This is a genomic window from Ureibacillus sinduriensis BLB-1 = JCM 15800, from assembly GCF_000772955.1.
GTDB classification, from domain to species: Bacteria; Bacillota; Bacilli; order Bacillales_A; family Planococcaceae; genus Ureibacillus; species Ureibacillus sinduriensis.
The window spans coordinates 1-17482 of record NZ_JPVO01000053.1 but is presented as its reverse complement, the minus strand read 5'-3'; the positions used below and the strand labels follow the sequence as shown (position 1 = coordinate 17482).

At 34.3% G+C, this 17482-nt stretch carries 14 protein-coding genes and 1 pseudogene; 4 read left to right on the top strand and 11 right to left on the bottom strand.

Annotation, left to right across the window (positions count from 1 at the left end; all coding sequences use genetic code 11):
- Positions 1–54 precede the first annotated feature (54 nt).
- The 6 genes and pseudogenes from CD33_RS12775 to pdxR form a co-directional block, all read right to left on the bottom strand.
- Positions 55–1443, bottom strand: a complete 1389-nt coding sequence (locus CD33_RS12775; RefSeq protein ID WP_036201327.1) for an aminotransferase-like domain-containing protein — start codon at positions 1441–1443, stop codon at positions 55–57.
- Positions 1444–1580: 137 nt separating this feature from the next.
- Positions 1581–1961 (bottom strand): FAD-dependent oxidoreductase, encoded by a 381-nt coding sequence (locus CD33_RS12770; protein WP_036201326.1) that lies wholly within the window; start codon positions 1959–1961, stop codon positions 1581–1583.
- A gap of 1312 nt (positions 1962–3273) precedes the next feature.
- Positions 3274–3699 (bottom strand): YfmQ family protein, encoded by a 426-nt coding sequence (locus CD33_RS12765; RefSeq protein ID WP_036201325.1) that lies wholly within the window; start codon positions 3697–3699, stop codon positions 3274–3276.
- 205 nt (positions 3700–3904) lie between these two features.
- Positions 3905–4063, bottom strand: a pseudogene (locus tag CD33_RS20950) (deoxyribose-phosphate aldolase); the annotation flags it as partial.
- Positions 4064–4223: 160 nt separating this feature from the next.
- A complete protein-coding gene (locus CD33_RS12755) occupies positions 4224–5720 on the bottom strand; it encodes an aminotransferase class I/II-fold pyridoxal phosphate-dependent enzyme (protein WP_052130249.1) in 1497 nt (498 codons plus the stop codon).
- 497 nt (positions 5721–6217) lie between these two features.
- Positions 6218–7648: a MocR-like pyridoxine biosynthesis transcription factor PdxR gene (gene pdxR, locus CD33_RS12750; protein WP_036201321.1), complete on the bottom strand. Its 1431-nt coding sequence runs from the start codon at positions 7646–7648 to the stop codon at positions 6218–6220.
- 601 nt (positions 7649–8249) lie between these two features.
- Here pdxR and CD33_RS12745 point away from each other — a divergent pair.
- The 3 genes from CD33_RS12745 to CD33_RS12735 all read left to right on the top strand — a co-directional run bounded on the left by CD33_RS12745 (position 8250) and on the right by CD33_RS12735 (position 11279).
- Positions 8250–8939, top strand: a complete 690-nt coding sequence (locus CD33_RS12745) for a response regulator transcription factor (protein ID WP_036201320.1) — start codon at positions 8250–8252, stop codon at positions 8937–8939.
- Positions 8936–10183, top strand: a complete 1248-nt coding sequence (locus CD33_RS19515) for a sensor histidine kinase (protein ID WP_052130217.1) — start codon at positions 8936–8938, stop codon at positions 10181–10183. The genes CD33_RS12745 and CD33_RS19515 overlap by 4 nt, the downstream gene beginning before the upstream one ends.
- Positions 10184–10292: 109 nt before the next feature.
- Positions 10293–11279, top strand: coding sequence for a DUF4822 domain-containing protein (locus tag CD33_RS12735; RefSeq protein ID WP_036201319.1), 987 nt, complete (start codon positions 10293–10295; stop codon positions 11277–11279).
- 394 nt (positions 11280–11673) lie between these two features.
- Here the strand turns inward: CD33_RS12735 and CD33_RS19905 are convergent, their stop codons facing one another.
- Complete coding sequence (locus CD33_RS19905; RefSeq protein ID WP_084591373.1) at positions 11674–11820, bottom strand: heme-binding protein; 147 nt, start codon at positions 11818–11820, stop codon at positions 11674–11676.
- 356 nt (positions 11821–12176) lie between these two features.
- Between CD33_RS19905 and CD33_RS12730 the strand changes: the two genes are divergently transcribed.
- Entirely contained in the window at positions 12177–13640 is a 1464-nt protein-coding gene (locus CD33_RS12730; protein WP_036201317.1) for a phospholipase D family protein, read from the top strand.
- Positions 13641–13705: 65 nt separating this feature from the next.
- Here the strand turns inward: CD33_RS12730 and CD33_RS20945 are convergent, their stop codons facing one another.
- The 4 genes from CD33_RS20945 to CD33_RS12705 form a co-directional block, all read right to left on the bottom strand.
- Positions 13706–13867: a glutaminase gene (locus CD33_RS20945; RefSeq protein ID WP_373906700.1), complete on the bottom strand. Its 162-nt coding sequence runs from the start codon at positions 13865–13867 to the stop codon at positions 13706–13708.
- A 220-nt stretch (positions 13868–14087) separates the two neighbouring features.
- Positions 14088–14309, bottom strand: a complete 222-nt coding sequence (locus CD33_RS20730; RefSeq protein WP_235863191.1) for a hypothetical protein — start codon at positions 14307–14309, stop codon at positions 14088–14090.
- 1079 nt (positions 14310–15388) lie between these two features.
- Positions 15389–16705: a hypothetical protein gene (locus tag CD33_RS19510; protein ID WP_052130216.1), complete on the bottom strand. Its 1317-nt coding sequence runs from the start codon at positions 16703–16705 to the stop codon at positions 15389–15391.
- Complete coding sequence (locus tag CD33_RS12705) at positions 16698–17207, bottom strand: RNA polymerase sigma factor (protein ID WP_036201314.1); 510 nt, start codon at positions 17205–17207, stop codon at positions 16698–16700. The genes CD33_RS19510 and CD33_RS12705 overlap by 8 nt, the downstream gene beginning before the upstream one ends.
- Positions 17208–17482 lie beyond the last annotated feature (275 nt).

The window sequence follows — 17482 nt, the reverse complement described above, 5'->3', positions numbered from 1 at the left end:
ATCATAGCACGCACAAAAAAACCATACAATATCACAATTGTATGGCAAACAATATTAGGTAAGACTATTTAATAAACGTTTAAGGATAATCAATCCTTGTTCAAGCTCTTGTGTCGTATTAGGTGCACAAACAGAGATTCTTACTGCCCTTTCGGGACAACTATTTCCAACTACAAAACGTTCAGCTGCATAGACTTGTACTCCCTCTTGCTCAGCTAACGTTTCAAATTCTGCACCAGTAATCTTGCCTGGTAATAGCAACCAACGAAAGATACCCGTTTCGACACCTAGACACTTATAGTCACTCAAATATCGATCTACGATTTGATTTCTTTGAATGGTCTGTTTTCGATGCCCTTCAATTAAGAGTTCAAATTGGTTGGATACAATCGTACGCGCTGTCAATTCCGCTAATAAAGGGGAAACTGTTATGTTTAAATTATAAAGTGCTTTTGAAATTGGCTCCTTATATTGACTTGGCACTGCTACATAGGCTAGCCGTAATCCTGGTGCTAATGCTTTAGATAAACCTGCAATATAGACAACCTGTTCCGGGGCGAATGATGCAACTGCTGGTAGTGGGTTTTTATTTAGAAGATGGTAAGATCCATCCTCAATAATGAACTGATTATACTTTTTGGCAATACTAGCAATCTTTTTCCGATTCTCGACCGACATTAAGGAAGCTGTGGGATTATGATAATCAGGCATCAAGTATATGCCTTTAATATTTTCATTTTTACATGCATATTCAAAAGAAGTTGGACTCATTTCATAGTTCTCTGACTTTATCGGAACTATTTGTACATTAAGCATCGCCGCAACTGTTTTTAAGCCGGGGTACGTATGCTGGTCAACCCCTATTCTTTCACCGGGCTTACAAAGACTTGCTAGTGTTGCAGCAATTGCATTTTGAGCTCCATTTGCAAATAAAATGTGTTCAACAGTTGTTTCGAATCCACTTCTTCGGAGTAACTTTGCAGCCGCATCCTTTTGCCAAAGACTTTCGCCTGTCCGACCATATCCAAACCATTTTTCGTAATCAGTCTCTTGCAGCATACTTTTCAGTTGGATTAACAATGGCTCGTAGGAAGCATTATCTGGAAGTGTTGCTCCCATTTCTATTAAATGCTGCGGTTTTGTATCTTCAAGTAAATAGGCATTCGATAACGCATCATATGATACAAACGTCCCACTTCCAACTGAAGCGCTTAACAAACCCTGTAACTCACAAACTTTAAAAGCTTTTGAAATGGTACTCAGATTTAAATCCAGATAATCAGCCAATTCTCTTTGTGGTGGAAGTTTTGTTCCTGGTAACAAAACGCCGTTAAGTATGTCTTTCTCCAATTGCCTTGCAAGTGCTTGATATATTGGCTTTTCAGTTTTATCAATCGAAGGCTTCCAGCTCATCGGATAGTTTTCAAAAGAATTAATTGGCATAATATACATCCTTTTTTACAATTTAATATGATTTTACCATTTCTATAAAAAATAAAATTCTCTTTTTCTTTATGTCTATCAGCGAATACCTAAGTAACTATCTATAAGTAAGGCCAATATCCTTTGTACATTTTGATCTAATCAGCCATGATTTCAGAAACTGCCTTTTCAGCTGCCAAGAGTGCACCTTCAAGATGTCCACCATATTGTGAATTAGGATCTGTACCAGCAAAAATAATTTTCTTTTCCCATACCCTTGCTTTTGGTGGTTGACCATACCTTGGAAAATCTCTAAGCGGATCCAAGTCTTCCTCAACAGCCGTTTTGGCATCTGTGGACCAATCCTTGTATAGGATAGCCTTTACGTTTTGATCGGAGGGTCCAAAAAGCCTAACTAATTGATCAATGACCAAATTTAAAACTTTATCTTGCCCCCTTTCTTGGCGCATGTTCGCTGGCATTCCAAAGAAACCAAATAATGCACCAGATCCTGTTTCAATGACTACAGGATTGTTCACATTCATTCCTCCTTTTGACCGTGTTTATTTAGAGGATTATGGGCTTTTTATGATTTAAGGTTTTTCATCAGATTTTGAACCATTACATCATAAGTTTGAAAGTCCCCAGAAGATTAGCTATTAATTGTGCTCCTTGAACAAATGCCATTATTACCTGCGATTGTTCCCTTGAACTAATTTGATAATTCATTTGTCCAGATTCTTCGCCTTGTTCTATCACTTTTTCTATCCAATTCTCATTATCCCTAAAGAAATCATTGATTTCACTTGAATTTCTATCGGGAATGATACTAGTTCAGCTGCCATCATAGAGCATAAGCTAAGTTTAGAATCACTATCTATTGTTTCGCGACAATATTGAAAAAAAGGAAAATCTGTTCCTCAGAGTTATTCGATACTGTTCAAACTCGTCAAGTTTATTTAGAAATTCTTTACGATACCTCTCGAGAATTGCCTCAACTAGATCTTGTTTGGTAGGAAAGTGATAATGGATGCTTGCTTTTTAATAATATGTTATTCAATAATCTGGCCCGATTGTTGATTAACTCTTAATCTTATTCCTAACAAAATTCTAAAATTAATATGTAATACTTACTACTTCTTGAAGATACTTGATTTCAAATTATCTTTAGGGATTGTCTTTCATTGCCACTTTGTCAATGAGTTCTGTTAGTAATTTATCTTATATTATTTATTTAAATATCTGTGGTTTCTAAAAATCCTGGAAAACCTGCCACCGGGTAAGTTGTAGCAGGTTAGGAGAAATACTCAATACACTAAGAATGAATAAGGTAACGATCTTTATTGTCTAGTTACCCTACTTGCCATTCCCATTGAGCGTCAGTAATATATTTCTACTAATTTAGTTGTTCTCAAAGTAAGGAATGGCAAATAGGGAAATCCTTAGGTGATACTATCAAAATATATGATTAACTTCCTTTGGAACTGATTTATAGTAAAAGATTAGCCCCTTGATTTTTGAAGTTACTTTGTAAATGCAACTTGATGAGAACAGTATTTAGAAATCTTTCACTATTTTTCAATTAAGGAAGTACACTATCTACGATGTTAAATTTAGAAAATAAAACTACACCCCCCAATTGTTATTAGTTGGTGGACAATAACAATTGGGAGCAGTTTTCTAATAAAACAGATTAGCTTAGTTCTTTTATTTAGTGTTAATCAGGTTCTAGCGTACACAATAATTTTTTTCGTCAGCCTTCTGGATATTTTGAACTTTTCTAATTTATCCCTATATTTATAAAGAAAGTATAGTTTTTCATCGAAATAACCTAAATTTCTAGCTATATATTTAAATAGTAAAAACTTTTAAGCTCTCCGATCTAAGACTATAAGAAGTTATTTTCTTTTTTTTCTGCTTTACAACAAAAATGTTATCATCTTCACAATAAACAAAAAAATTCACTTCCTTATTTCTACGTATAACGTTTATAACAAATGGAATAACATTAGTCTCTGGATGAAGAAACTTTTCTTCATTGCCAGGATATATATGATTTCTCTCTAAAAAAACAGCATCATTGAAAAAATCAATGAACTCAGACTTTTCTTCGCCACCTAAGCTTACTCCATTAAATGTTATTATAACTTCATTTGGATCTAGTTTCGGATGAAGTGCAAATTTACTTAAAACCCATTCTACTAGAGCACTTGGAGGACTCGTTAACATTTTAAATAAAATCCCCGCCATTATTACCAAAAAAGCAGTCCATGTCATATTTTTCTTATCCCTTTCTTACCTAGATATAGTTAGTTATTTAAGTATAAAAACTGTTAAAAAGTTATTCTTTCGTCTATGATGAAAATTGCATTTTCAACTATATTAAGTTGCCATTTCAACGATAGGAGAATCCTTACTATTTCGTTATGAATGCCTATTACAGTATTACTGCCCATATTCAAGCTATAAAGTCACTAACCTATCAAGCAAATATTCTCACAGAAGAACTAGTCCCTATTCTCGAAGCACCTGCATCAACCATTGATTTTATATCTTCTTTATTAAGTAATCCTCCTGATGCTTTTACGCCAGCTTTAGCCCCAACAGCTTATCTCATTATCTGAACGTCCTCAACAGTTGCTGAAAGTCTTACCCATAAAGGATTCACACAAACAGATACAAAGCCATTGTTTTACCTCTTGACATAAACTAATTATTTCATTTTCTGTGACTTGAGGCGAAAGTAATGTATAATCAAATAATTTTGCAAAGTTCATTTTGTTTTACTTCTTCTTGATTTATTATTCATTCGATAATGATTCTTTAATTACACGTATTTTTTTAAATTCAATATCTTCTGCCCCTTGAACTGGAAGTCCAGCTTCGATATTTTTTCGTGTAAATACTATGTTATCTTTAGTAATAATTTCTCCCGGTACAAATATTGGAATTCCGGGTGGATATACCATTACAAACTCTGCAATTATTCTGCCTTCAGATTGTTCAAAATCTATTACTTCTTTTTCAGCATAAAAAGCATCTCGTGGAGTTAGAGCCAGTGATGGAATTTCAGGTAGTAAGACAGAACTATCAATATATTTATCATCCTGACTTCTAAATTCCTGCGACAGCACTGCCAATGCTTCAACTAGTATTCGTAAATCATCCTCTGAATCTCCCGGAGTTATAATACAAAGTATGTTATATAAGTCAGACAATTCGACTTCAATTTTGAAACGATTACGAAGCCATTTTTCTACTTCGTAACCTGTTATACCAAGTTCCTTCACTGATATTAATAGTTTGGTTGGATCCATTGAGACTGCAGCACTGGATTCTAAAACTTCACGTCCCATGCAATATAGGTAGTCAATATCATTAATTTTTGTACGTGTACTTTCTGCTTTTTTAATAGTTTCCTCCAATAACGCTTGTCCCTCAGTTGCTAACATCTTTCTAGCAACATCCAAAGAAGCCAATAACAAGTATGAGGTTGACGTTGTAGTAAGCATGCTTAAAACAGATTGAACCCTCTTAGGAGAAACAAGGTTTCCACGTAAATTTAATATTGAGCTTTGCGTAAGAGAACCGCCCAATTTATGAACACTTGTTGCTGCAAGATCTGCTCCCGCCGCCATGGCTGATAGAGGTAAGTCTTGATGAAAATGTATATGAGCTCCATGTGCTTCGTCGACAAGTATAGGGATTCCTCTTAAATGAGCGATTTCTACTATTTTTTTCAAATCACCTGTAACACCATAATACGTTGGATTGATAACAAGAACAGCCTTTGTATCTGGATTTAAGATTAATGCCTTTTCAATAGAATCTGGTGTAATCCCATGAGAAATGCCAAAGTTAGAATCTACTTCTGGATGGATAAAAATAGGGATAGCACCTGAAAAAACAATGGCACTCATGATAGATTTATGAACATTGCGTGGTACTAAAATTTTGTCACCCGGTTCACAAACTGACATAATCATGGCTATAATCGCCCCGCTTGTTCCCTGTACAGAGAAAAAAGTAAAATCTGCTCCAAAAGCCTTCGCAGCTAATTCTTGAGCTTCTTTAATAATTCCATTCGGAAGATGCAAACTATCTAGAGGGCTTATATTTATTAAATCGATAGAGAGGGTATTTTTACCAATGAATTCTTTGAATTCGGGGTCCATACCATTTCCTTTTTTATGTCCTGGAATATGGAATTGGACAGGTTCCTTTTCCGCATGTTTTACTAAAGCTGTAAACAATGGCGTTTCAAGTTGTTCACACTTTTCTGTATTTAAGGGCGTAATTGATGCAGCTTCAGGTAGATAGACCAATTTTTCACACAACCTTTCTCTTCTAAATGTATTATCATTGTTGTTTTGAATGATTAAAATGTTCTATAAAATTTTGCACTTTTATATAAAGATCAAAATTATCCAAATGGGTATTCCTTGGTAAGAAACATTTGGACGAGGATATATAGGGTTTAATATTGTCTAATGCTTTACTTTGATTTACAATATCTGGAGCGTTCATAACTCTTCCCCTCCTATTGTGTGTATAAAACTCTGAAACTCTCTTGTGAATCATAAACGTGAACTCTAGACACATTAGTTTGCAAACCATTAATCATTAGCCGATTTGGATATTTTATTATCCATCATTTATCATAAGGAATTTCATTTATTTATGACCATCCAATTAGATAGTTTTTTGACCATCCATTTACATTTTTAAACAAAAAAATCATGACCGAGTCATGATTCAATTGAAGTATCCATGATATATAGATGAAGGCAAGATTCTATAGAGAATCTAGTGCTTCTGAAAACCTTTTAATTCCTTTGTCGATTGATTCTTCATCTTCCCTAGCAAAAGTAAAGCGAACAAACCCCTTTTTTGAGCCCATTGTTGAACCAGGGACATAAATTACTCCCCTTTCTATGGATTCCTCTAGTAATTTGTTTTCATTAACGTCTTTTTTTATCTTTACCCATATATGAATGCCTCCTTGTGGAACAAAAAATCCCACTTGATCCTTTAAATAATAGTCAAGGCTTCTTACTATTTGATTTCTGCGCTCTTCCAACTCCTTTACCAATACTTTAATATGAGAATTGAAGTTTTCAGAATCCATAAAATCATTGGCAATCCACTGTGTAAAACTGGAATGACCGAAGTCAATTTGTTGTTTTGCATCCGATAATCTTTCTATTACTGACTTTGGACCAATAATCCAACCAATTCTTAAACCAGAAGCGACGATTTTAGACAAAGAGCTGATATATAAAACATTCCCGTGAACATCCATTGATTTAAGAGTAGGAATTCTCTCCCCAGTAAATGAAGTCAAACTATAGGGGTCGTCTTCTACTACAGGAATTCCATGTTCAGAAGATATCTCTAAAATAGCTTTACGTTGTTTTTCATTCAGTAAAGAACCGGTAGGATTTTGATAAGCAGGATTTAAAAATATCATTCTAATTCGATGTTTTTTATATAAAGACAATAAATCATCAGAATTTATACCTTCCTTATCTACAGGTAAATAATATACCTTTAAACCCGCCGATTTAAATATTTGAAGATTATAATTATAAGAAGGATCCTCTATTGCAACTGCATCACCAGGCTTTAATAAACACTGAACTACTAAGTTTAATGCCTGTTGTGCTCCAGATGTAATGAGTATTGAAGAGGGATTCGTCTCTATACCTCGATATTGTTTTACATGTTTAGTCAGGGTATTTCTTAATATAACGCTACCCTGTGGATGATCATAACCTAATCTCCCAATATAGGAACGCGTTGAAGTTATCTCTCGTAAGATATTAATTGGAAAAAGGTCTTCCGACAATTCTCCACTAGCTAAATTAATAATCTTATGTTCAATAGATTCTTTTCTTATTCTTTGCATAACAGGCAAATTAGGCAAGAATGTACCCGCTTCAATGTATCTATTCCAACTAGGGATACGTTTCTTCGTAATTCCCCATATATCTTTACTGATGGTAGTGCCGCTTCCTCTATTTCTTTCTATGAGTCCATTTGACTCCAACTCGTCATAGGCAGCTACCACGGTGCTTCTATTCAAGTTCATTTCATTGGCTAAATACCGTTCAGATGGTAGGGGTTTATCAGGAGGAAATGTACCATCTGCAATACCTTTTTCGATATATTCAGCAAGTTGTTTATATATAGCTTTTTTTGCTTTTCTGTCTGGTTTCCATTCCATCTATAACAGTCCTTCTCATGTTAATTAGTAATTAAGTTTAATATTATATTATAAGACAAATGATTTCATAAATAACCATCCATTTGCTAACTGCTTAAACCATCCACTTTATCATTTAAACTCCTTTAATAAACCTTCTGCTGCTTAGAGCTTATTGTGGCGCAGTTTCTTCTCCCCTTAAAGCTAAGTATTTTTAAGATGCAAATATCTCTCGTTTTAGAACATTTTGTGATAGTTCTTATATTTCCTTGCCTTTTAAATGTGATGCCACTAATATGGAATTCAGTTTTGAATCACAAACACATAATTAGCGTATGAATTATTCCCTGCAAAACAGTTGATGAGATTGTTTTTCATAATTCTAAATGTAATCGCTTTGTTGGTATACTATAACTTTATTTGATTCAATAGTGGGACTGATATGGGAAATGTAAAAAAATAAAAAGCTTGGGACATGTACTCAAGCTTTTTTATTACAAATTAAAAGGAGAATTAATTGAACTAGAATGAAATGGGGCAAAACATTAAGTAATTTCAACTTGCTTACTTTCTATATGGGGATAAAGTTTTACATTCTAGAAATCATGAAAGGAAAATATTAATGGATTCAAAAGTAACTGTTTTAATTTGTGATGATAATGTTGCAGTTCATGAGAGCATTAACGCTTATTTACAAGCAGAAAACATGAATAGTGTTTCAGCTTTTGATGGTGAACAAGCTTTAGATCATATAAAAAAACAACAATTTGATTTAGTAGTACTTGATATAATGCTCCCTGGTCTCTTTGGGACAGAAGTTTGTAAGGAAATTCGTAAAACAAGTGATATTCCTATTATTATGCTAAGTGCACGTGGAGAGGAAATGGACCGTATCATTGGTTTAGAAATAGGTGCCGATGATTATTTGACAAAACCATTTTCACCACGCGAAATTGTTATTAGAATCAAAACCATTCTTAAAAGGGTTCAGCCAAAACAAAACACTTCAAATATGCTTATGGCTACTAGTTTATTCATTGATGTTGAAGGTTATGAAGTTCTAGTTAATGATATGGTAATTGACCTTACAGCTAAAGAAGTAGAATTATTAGCATATTTAGTAAAAAACAAAGGAAGAGTAATGAATCGTGAGGAGTTACTATACAAAGTATGGGGATATAATTATATCGGTGATACACGTGCAGTTGATACTTTGATTAAACGGATACGTCAAAAAGTTTCAAAAGGCAACCCTAAGTTCTCTATAAAATCCATTTATGGTGTGGGATACAAGTTCGAGGAAATCATATGAAAAAATTTCTCTCCAGCAGACTTTCCATTGCATTAATTATATTATCAATTTTTATTATGGGGCAGCTATTAGGTGCATTAGCCATAAAACACTACTTTATAATATCGAAAATTGATGAGTTTCATCCTCAGCTTACTTCAATTGCAGAAGAACTATCTGAAGGAAATACTATTACAAATAATAATCCATTTTATATAATGGCTTATAATGTCCACGGTGAAAAAATTAAAATTCTAAATAAAAATGAACTTTTACAGAACAGTGTTGATGAAACAAAAGTAAACAAGTTCTTAATTAACTATTTACCAAGAGTTGTTAGTAAAAAAACAACTCTTGCCGAAATTAAGGAGATACACGGGTTCTCTTCAAAAGCGTTGGTAATTGGCCTACCAATAGTAAAAAACAATAAAGTTACTGGTGGTATCTTTCTCCTCAAACCAGCCAGATCTTATGTTGCTGCACTAGATGGCTTTTATCTTGTTTTCTTTACTACATTGGCTATAGGGACAATCATCATTCTTATTTTTTTAAGATTGTTTATCAAAGAAAGGAATCAACTCGAACAAATGCGTAAAGACTATATTGCAAATATAAGTCATGAGTTAAAATCCCCTCTTGCATCTATTAAAGCATTGACTGAAACACTTGCGGATCATGTAGTTACCGAACAATCTAGAATAAATCAATATTACAGTATAATATTAAGAGAAAGTGCTCACCTCGAGAAACTAATTCATGATCTATTAGAGTTATCAAGATTACAAAGCGAAGTAGTTGCTTTTAAAAAGAAAATTGTAAATACAAATCAATTAATTAAACACGTATCAGAACCTTTTTCTATACTAGCTGAGGATATGGATCTTCAATTTAACATTACTGACCAAGCAAAAAGTCTTCCAATAACTTACACAAATGAAGATAGGATTATACAAGTGCTCACTATATTATTGGATAACGCATTTAAATTCACCCCTGAAAATGGGCGTATTGAAATTGACGCAGAATGCACAAATAAAAAAGTTAAAATTTTGGTATCCGATAATGGACCTGGTATTTCAAAGGAATTTCTCCCTTATATATTTGAAAGGTTTAAACAAGCTGACAGTTCGCATAACACGGTAGGTAGTGGTCTTGGGCTTTCCATAGCACACGAAATAATGTTACGACTAGGTGAGGAGATTCAAATACGAAAAAGTCGATTTAACTCTGGAACAACATTTACTATTTCCATAAAAAGAATATAGAAAAAGTGTTTTGGAATAAAAAGTACATTTCCACTCTTTTTATGCCACTTTTATGCCACATTGTTTTGTTATTCTTTATTTAGACCAAACAACAAAGGAGAGAAATCAAATGAACAAAACAACAACTTTATTACTATCTATCTCAATAACTGCTGCTTTAATTGCAGGTTGTAATAATTCGGAGAACAATGCTTCTTCTGGAAATAAATCTGAAGTGACTTCTTCAGCAATAAATAGTACCGCAAATAAGTCTACTCAAACTGAGGAATCCAAATCATCTAATGGCGATGATGTTGCGACAATATTAGGTAGTACCCTATGGCAAGGAACAAAAGTTTATGATAAAGATAATAACGATTTAACTGAAGAGAACTCAAACTTTATTGCAATTGCTAAGTACGATTACCAAACGTCTAGATACGAATTCTTTGATAAAGAATCAAAAAATAGCCGTGGCGATTATGGAACTTTCTTTATGACAAATGATGGGAAATTCCGTGTATTAATCTCTGAATCAAAAGGTACACAGGGTGTTGTGGAGTTAACAGAAGTAACGGATGATAAATATATATATAAAAGAATTGGTAAAGATGCTAATGGAAATGATGTAGAAGTTTTCGTTGAACATGAGCCCTACACAGGTTCGGAACTTACTTTTACTTCACCGGAAAAAACTTTTGAAACTTTAACAGGAGAAATTGATAATCAAACTGATGGAGACCAAATTTTAGCAAATACATTATGGGTTGGATCAGTTGCTTTAGATGAAAATGGGAATGATGTTTCTGAATACAACCAGAATTTCTTTGCACTCGCTAAATATGATGCTGAAACAAGTCAATATGAATTTTTCGATAAACAAACTGGCCAAAGTCGTGGTGATTATGGATATTACAATGTGCTAAATAATAACAAAGTAAGAGCACATGTATCATTAGGCGATAAAAAATATGGAGCTGTTCTAGAAGTTACTGAATTAAATGAAAATAAATTTACCTATAAACGAATTGGAAAAGATCAAGATGGAAAAGATATCCCAATTACGGTAGAACATATTCCTTATACTGGTGAATTAAATCCAGAATTTACTCAGTAATACTGGTTTTCTAGAATTAGAATTCCCTGACTTTCAAAAAATTCCCGTTTTAATATTGTCGAACAATAAGAAAGCTACTTACTTTTGTAAGTAGCTTTCTTTGTTATTGTATGACGTTCCATTGCTTTTAAATATCTTAAGGAAACTTAATGTGCCTTATATTTTACCCAGCTATTTCATTCAAAGAATGTATTATATATCAAATAGCAGAATAACGTTTTTCTCATATTCAAGCATCGTAGTCTATATTAGTAAAAAACGATAAGTATCAATGCTTTTAGAAATTCTAATTCCACGCTCTTACAATTTTTACTTCATTCATATCAATTTTGTAAGTTCCTCGGACAACTAGTGCACAAGACATTGAAGTAGCTAAAGCAGCAGTTCATGCCTTTCAAAACATGACATATGCACTGACACCAATACCTCCAATGACTTTATTCTGGTAAATAAGTGGAATGCCGCCCCCTAAAATAACAATTCTCCCTTGATTAGTAGTATTGATATCAAATGACGGACTACCAGGTTCTCTATATTCTATTAGCGACTTTTAAGGTTGCTACGCTACAATTTGCAAATTCAACCGCCTCAGGTAACGACTTTTCGCCTTCATCTACTTGTTCGTAAACGTGTAGCAAAGCCCCTAACCTATTAATAAAAGTATTTTCCAAGATTAGCTTTATTCCAGTAATAGATACTAAATGAAAAAAATAAAAAAAACCGAATGGCTACTCATTTTCAACCTCTTTCCATTTTTTCTAATACCTATTGTAATTTCCCGAAGGCTATAGCGCCACTAGCATTTTCTTAAAAATTTCCAGCCGCCATGCAAACTACCGCTGTTTAACTTTGCTTGTTCACGGGAACTAAAAGTACAAGAGTATTGGAGGAATTTCAATGAAAAAGGTTCAGAAGAAATGGAACAGCTGGAGTCGCAGAAATAAAGTTATAAGCGCTTTTATACTTCTTTTGATTTTGCTATATATAGGAGAAATGTTATGGCATACATATAAACCGTTGCCGGAAGGCATTTCCTATGAAGGAGACTTGCATAGAACAGACAATATTGAAATGCTAACGGATTTAACTTATGCGCAAGACCAGGAAGGGACCAATCGAAAACATGAGAATCATATATTTGATGAACTTTATACATTGATTGATGAAGCCGAACAATTTGTGGTGGTGGATTTCTTTTTGATGGATGGGTATTTCGATGAAAAAGAAGATTTCCCGCCAATCGCGAATATCCTCTCTGACAAGCTTGCCGAGAAAAAGAAAAACAATCCCGATATGCCGATTGTTTTCATCACCGATCCGATCAATAAAGGCTATGGCTCCTATGAAACCCCGTGGTTCAAGAAGATGCGTGAAGCCGGGGTAGAAATTGTTTACACCGATTTAGAACAGCTGCGGGATTCCACGCCGATTTATTCAGGATTATACCGATTAATTTTTCAATGGTTCGACCATGACGACAAGGGATGGATTGCCAACGCCATGTCAAGCAAAGCGCCAAAAATGACTCTATCTTCCTATTTGGAACTGCTCAACGTGAAGGCCAACCACCGCAAAGCGGCCGTTTCGGAAAAGGAAGCGATTATCACATCATCAAACCCGCATGATGCTAGTGGCTTCCACGGAAATGTTGGTTTGAAAGTAACGGGGCCCGTCATAAACGATATTCTGGAGGCAGAAGAAGCGGTATCGCTCATATCGGATGGTCCGAAATTGCCGAGGGCTGATATCCCCCAGCAAAGTGACGGCCACTATGCTGTACAATATTTGACTGAGAAGAAAATTTTGGACGCCTTGCTTGAAGATATAGCGGCCACAAAAGCAGGAGATAAAATTTGGATTGGCATGTACTTTATTGCTCAGCGCGACATTGTCAACACCTTAACAGATGCAGCAAACCGGGGCGTGCAGGTGAATATGATTCTAGACCCAAATGAAAACTCATTCGGCCAGGAAAAGTCCGGTCTGCCTAATCGACCGGTTGTGAACGAGCTGCTTGAGGATACAAATGAACAAATCAACATTCGCTGGTACAACACCGTAGTCGGCCAATACCATACAAAATCCATCTGGATTCAAACATCGGAACAAACAATCATTTCAAGCGGTTCTGCCAACTATACGGAACGAACATTGGAAAATTACAACCTGGAAAATAACGTACGCATCCTCGCTCCAAATGATAGCGCGCTCGCCTTGGATATGGAACGATATTTTGAACGGCTTTGGAAGAATGAAGATGCCCTCTACACTCTTGATGCGGAAGAATTCCAGAACAACCTCTCCTGGTGGCAGCGCTGGATCTACACGGCTCAAAAAGTAACCAAGCTAACCACTTATTAACGGAATAAAGGAGATGCCCCCTATTTGAATATGGCATCTCCTTTTTTATTTAGGCCTTCTTTTCATTAAAACACGCTTAATTGATACTGTTCAGATAAACTTTCCAAAAAATGCATAGTTGCTGCACTGTTGCCCACCTTGTCAATCATTGAGCTAAATAAGCCGATTCCAATTGTTCCTTCTAGATGCTCGATTTTCCCATTTTGGATTGTGCCAAAGGAAAACAAATTCAATTAAAAATGTTAATCAAAGGTTGCGTTTTGAAACTTTAAGTTTATTTTGAGAGTTATTCAACAAGCTGGACGAAACGTTTTATAAGGTCAGCCAGAAATTATTTCTGGTTGGCCATTTTTTATATCGATATATGATAACGGTAGCCGGGGTAGAACGTTCAAGCCCCTTGGACGACTTTCTATTAGCTGGTTTTCATGGTGAAAGTTGCCTTTCTTATTTCGGCAAAGCGTTTGATTGTTGGGTAGCTAAATTATTGTTGTCTTGTAATTGATTTTGTTGCTCTGCAATATATTTTCGGATTGGGACATTTGTATAAAAGTACATGCCTAAAATGAAAAGCGAGAAAATCGTCCCAGCGATTTGCTTATAGATCAACATGTCCCCATAACCATCTATTCCATACTTTTTGAATAGGTATACTGTTAATCCTGCCATAAAAAGTCCCCTGATGATGAAAATAACTTGAATAAATTGAAACAATTTAAAGATTCCTCTTTGATAAAATAATGCTTTGCTATCCTTTGGGGCATGACCTTGCAAATATGCAAAATCAACAGCAAAATATAATGAAAGAGGACGCTTAATGATAAGCGTAACAAAATAAAGAAGAGTATAAAAAAGACCTAAATATACACCATTCCATATCATTCGCTCAGCCGATTGCGATAGTATATCTATCGTCGAGCCTAGTACTAGTGAACTTAAAATGAATATGCCAGTTAGATTAAACGCTTATCTAACATAAAGCGATATAGAGTATAAACAATTCCCGGAATGGTTGAAATCAGCATTGCTGTAGAATCCCCTAAAGGCCCCCTCCCAAAATTCCATAGAACATAAGGGAATGCTACATAGAAAATCAACTCAACTTAGATAAAACTTTTGTTTTAACGCTTTTTTTCCGACATATTTGCCTCCTTTTCTTTTGCACCTACTTGGACTTGTATAGTTTTAGACTAAATATATTTGCCAAATGTTTAATAAGGTCAAACATATTCTTAAACTAAGGGTTCTTTACTTCTTGTCCAGTATTTCATAATCCTTACTTGTTAACACTTTTATCCATTTAACCAAAAAAATTGGTTTCTTGAAAACAAAGAAGAAGTTGAGCTTTCTACCGTAATTGAACGACTCTTTAAGTAAAGTCGTAGCAACTATGGTACTCGTAAACTCAAAGTAGAATTGGAGAGAAAGCAAGTTCTTATGTATCCTTCCTCCATTAAACAGCCCCTTAATGGGAAAAGCACTTTCCTTGTTTTGAACTGCACCCCAAAAGTTAGAGTAAAAAACTAACTTTTGGGGTGCAGTACCGAATCGCGCCAGATTTGTGGAATAACAAAGGACTTTCTTTTGCTAGTTTAAATAAAAATGCACAATCACTTTCAAGTACTGTTCCAATTGATTTAACGTCCCTTCTATGTTCTAGAGACTTCACATTATTATCTAAGTTCATTGATTTTGCCCAACTATAAGCTGCCAATTGAAGCAGCAAAATCATTGCAAAATGCTTTTTCTTAGTTATCAAAAGGAATAAATTCAATTTGATCAACAATAAATTCATCTTTTGAAGTCTCGAATTGATACAAGATATCGAAATCACCCACATATGTTGGAGACACTCCCACAGATCCAGGAATTTTCAATTTTATTTTTTGATCTTCCAATATATACAAGACAACACCGCCGAAAGCGAGTTCATCTTGATTAAAATTTGATCCAATATTAAAATTATAATCAAATTTAGTTACTTTTCCTTGCACGTTAACTATAATTTCTAAGATTTCCCCATTTTGGGTTACATTTGTCTTGACCAGTTCTGCAAGGATTTCCTCATAGTTTTGCACTTTTATTTCTGAGAGGTCCTTACTGTTCAAAACATGCAATTGATCAATGCTTAAACCAGTACCTTTTCCTTTGTTAACAATAATAATCGCTTCTTCATTTCCATCACCTGTAACATCGGTATAAAAGACTTGAGGTTTAGATTCTTCAAGGGTTGAGAAACTCCAGTTAAACCCTTTTTTAACTCCATTTACTTCTACAGTTACACCCTGACACACATTATTAGTAACATTGGCAGGCTTAAGGATCACTTCATTGTTTTTGGAAGACCATATAATCATATTGTCTTTCTCTTGTTCGTATTGTTCGGTTACCTTTTCATCTACATCAATATATTGTTCTTTTTCTCCAATTGGTTTATCTTCGAAGATTGTTTTATAATCATCAACAATAAACTTATTGCTCTCTCTTTTAAAAGTAAGGGTTTCTTGCGTAGTATAATAGTTAGATTCACTTGTTTGTGTCTTATATGTGATAACAGCTTTCAGTCCATTGATTTCAATTTTATAATCAACCACCCACGGACTTGATTCACCAATATTGTAATTCCAATTCTCACCACTTCTAATTTTTTGTTCCTGTACAAATTTTGCTTTCGCTTGTTTGGACATCATTTCATAGCGTGGCTTGCCATCTCTCGTTCTAAGTGCTTCTGCCCAAACTGTAGAAAGTTCTTCAATTTTTTGATAATCTTCAACCGATTCAACTGCTGTCCCAACATTATTTGAACTCCCATCCAGTCCATTTTGGAAGTAATCGATATTTTGAGAGGATATTAACAAAAATGAACTTATAGCCGTGACGGTTACTACAGATATCGGTATTGTTAATTTTTTCAGAAAGTCTTTAAAACTCCTTTCAGGTTTCGCTAGTATCTCCATTCTTTTTATTTCTTCCTGCAAAACCGATTCAATTTTTATTTTGGATTCTTGATTTAGCTGATGATTTTTGGGAAAAGAATTTAATTTATCGGATAATTCTTTATTCATAAGTTATGCCTCCTATCTTTTTCTCAAGAGCTTTTAATGCTCGGTGATATGTAACATTTACCTTATTTTCACTCCATAGCAGGATGGCCGCCGTTTCCTTCACACTGAGTTCATGTATTCCTTTTAAAATTAAAACATCACGATGATTTTGCTTTAACGTATGTATTACTTGATAAATTTCCTTAATTGTTTCATTTAAGCCATAGATTTCTTCTGGTGATTTGATATGGCTTTGTTCATGGAAATTGGATAACTTTTGTTGCTTATCTCTTTCCTTCTTTTGTTTTCTGATTTCATCAATTGCAATATTTCGTGCGATGCTAAAAAGCCATGTTTTAGCGTTAGATAACTCGTTATATGTATTTAATCGTCTTAAAGCTCTAATAAACACCTCTTGGACCATGTCTTCCACGTCTGACCTCCCTGTATAATAGATAAGAAAATTTAAAATATCATCACTGTACTCATGAAACCAATCTATAATTATGTCGTTATCTGCCAAAGCTCTTTCCTCCTGAAATATTAATGTCTATAAATAAGACGAATGTTTTTTATTAAAATTACAGTTTTGAAAATTTTCCCATACTTTCCATTAAAATAATTACCTTTCCACTTCTGCAATCAACTATTTAATCCATAAAAAGCTTCTAATCCCAAAAAATTAGACTGCTTAATAACAGTCTAATTTTTTGTGCTTTACTATATCGATTATCATTCAACAATATGGCCCTTCGTATTATAAGGTCAGTCAGAGAAATCTGATTGACTATTTTTTAT

What these genes read in the sequence shown, in the direction of transcription:
- CD33_RS12775 (WP_036201327.1), bottom strand. Translation starts at nt 1,443, where the DNA reads ATGCCAATTAATTCTTTTGAAAACTATCCGATGAGCTGGAAGCCTTCG.
- CD33_RS12765 (WP_036201325.1), bottom strand. Translation starts at nt 3,699, where the DNA reads ATGACATGGACTGCTTTTTTGGTAATAATGGCGGGGATTTTATTTAAA.
- pdxR (WP_036201321.1), bottom strand. Translation starts at nt 7,648, where the DNA reads ATGGAATGGAAACCAGACAGAAAAGCAAAAAAAGCTATATATAAACAA.
- CD33_RS12745 (WP_036201320.1), top strand. Translation starts at nt 8,250, where the DNA reads ATGGATTCAAAAGTAACTGTTTTAATTTGTGATGATAATGTTGCAGTT.
- CD33_RS19515 (WP_052130217.1), top strand. Translation starts at nt 8,936, where the DNA reads ATGAAAAAATTTCTCTCCAGCAGACTTTCCATTGCATTAATTATATTA.
- CD33_RS12735 (WP_036201319.1), top strand. Translation starts at nt 10,293, where the DNA reads ATGAACAAAACAACAACTTTATTACTATCTATCTCAATAACTGCTGCT.
- CD33_RS12730 (WP_036201317.1), top strand. Translation starts at nt 12,177, where the DNA reads ATGAAAAAGGTTCAGAAGAAATGGAACAGCTGGAGTCGCAGAAATAAA.
- CD33_RS20730 (WP_235863191.1), bottom strand. Translation starts at nt 14,309, where the DNA reads ATGGCAGGATTAACAGTATACCTATTCAAAAAGTATGGAATAGATGGT.
- CD33_RS19510 (WP_052130216.1), bottom strand. Translation starts at nt 16,705, where the DNA reads ATGAATAAAGAATTATCCGATAAATTAAATTCTTTTCCCAAAAATCAT.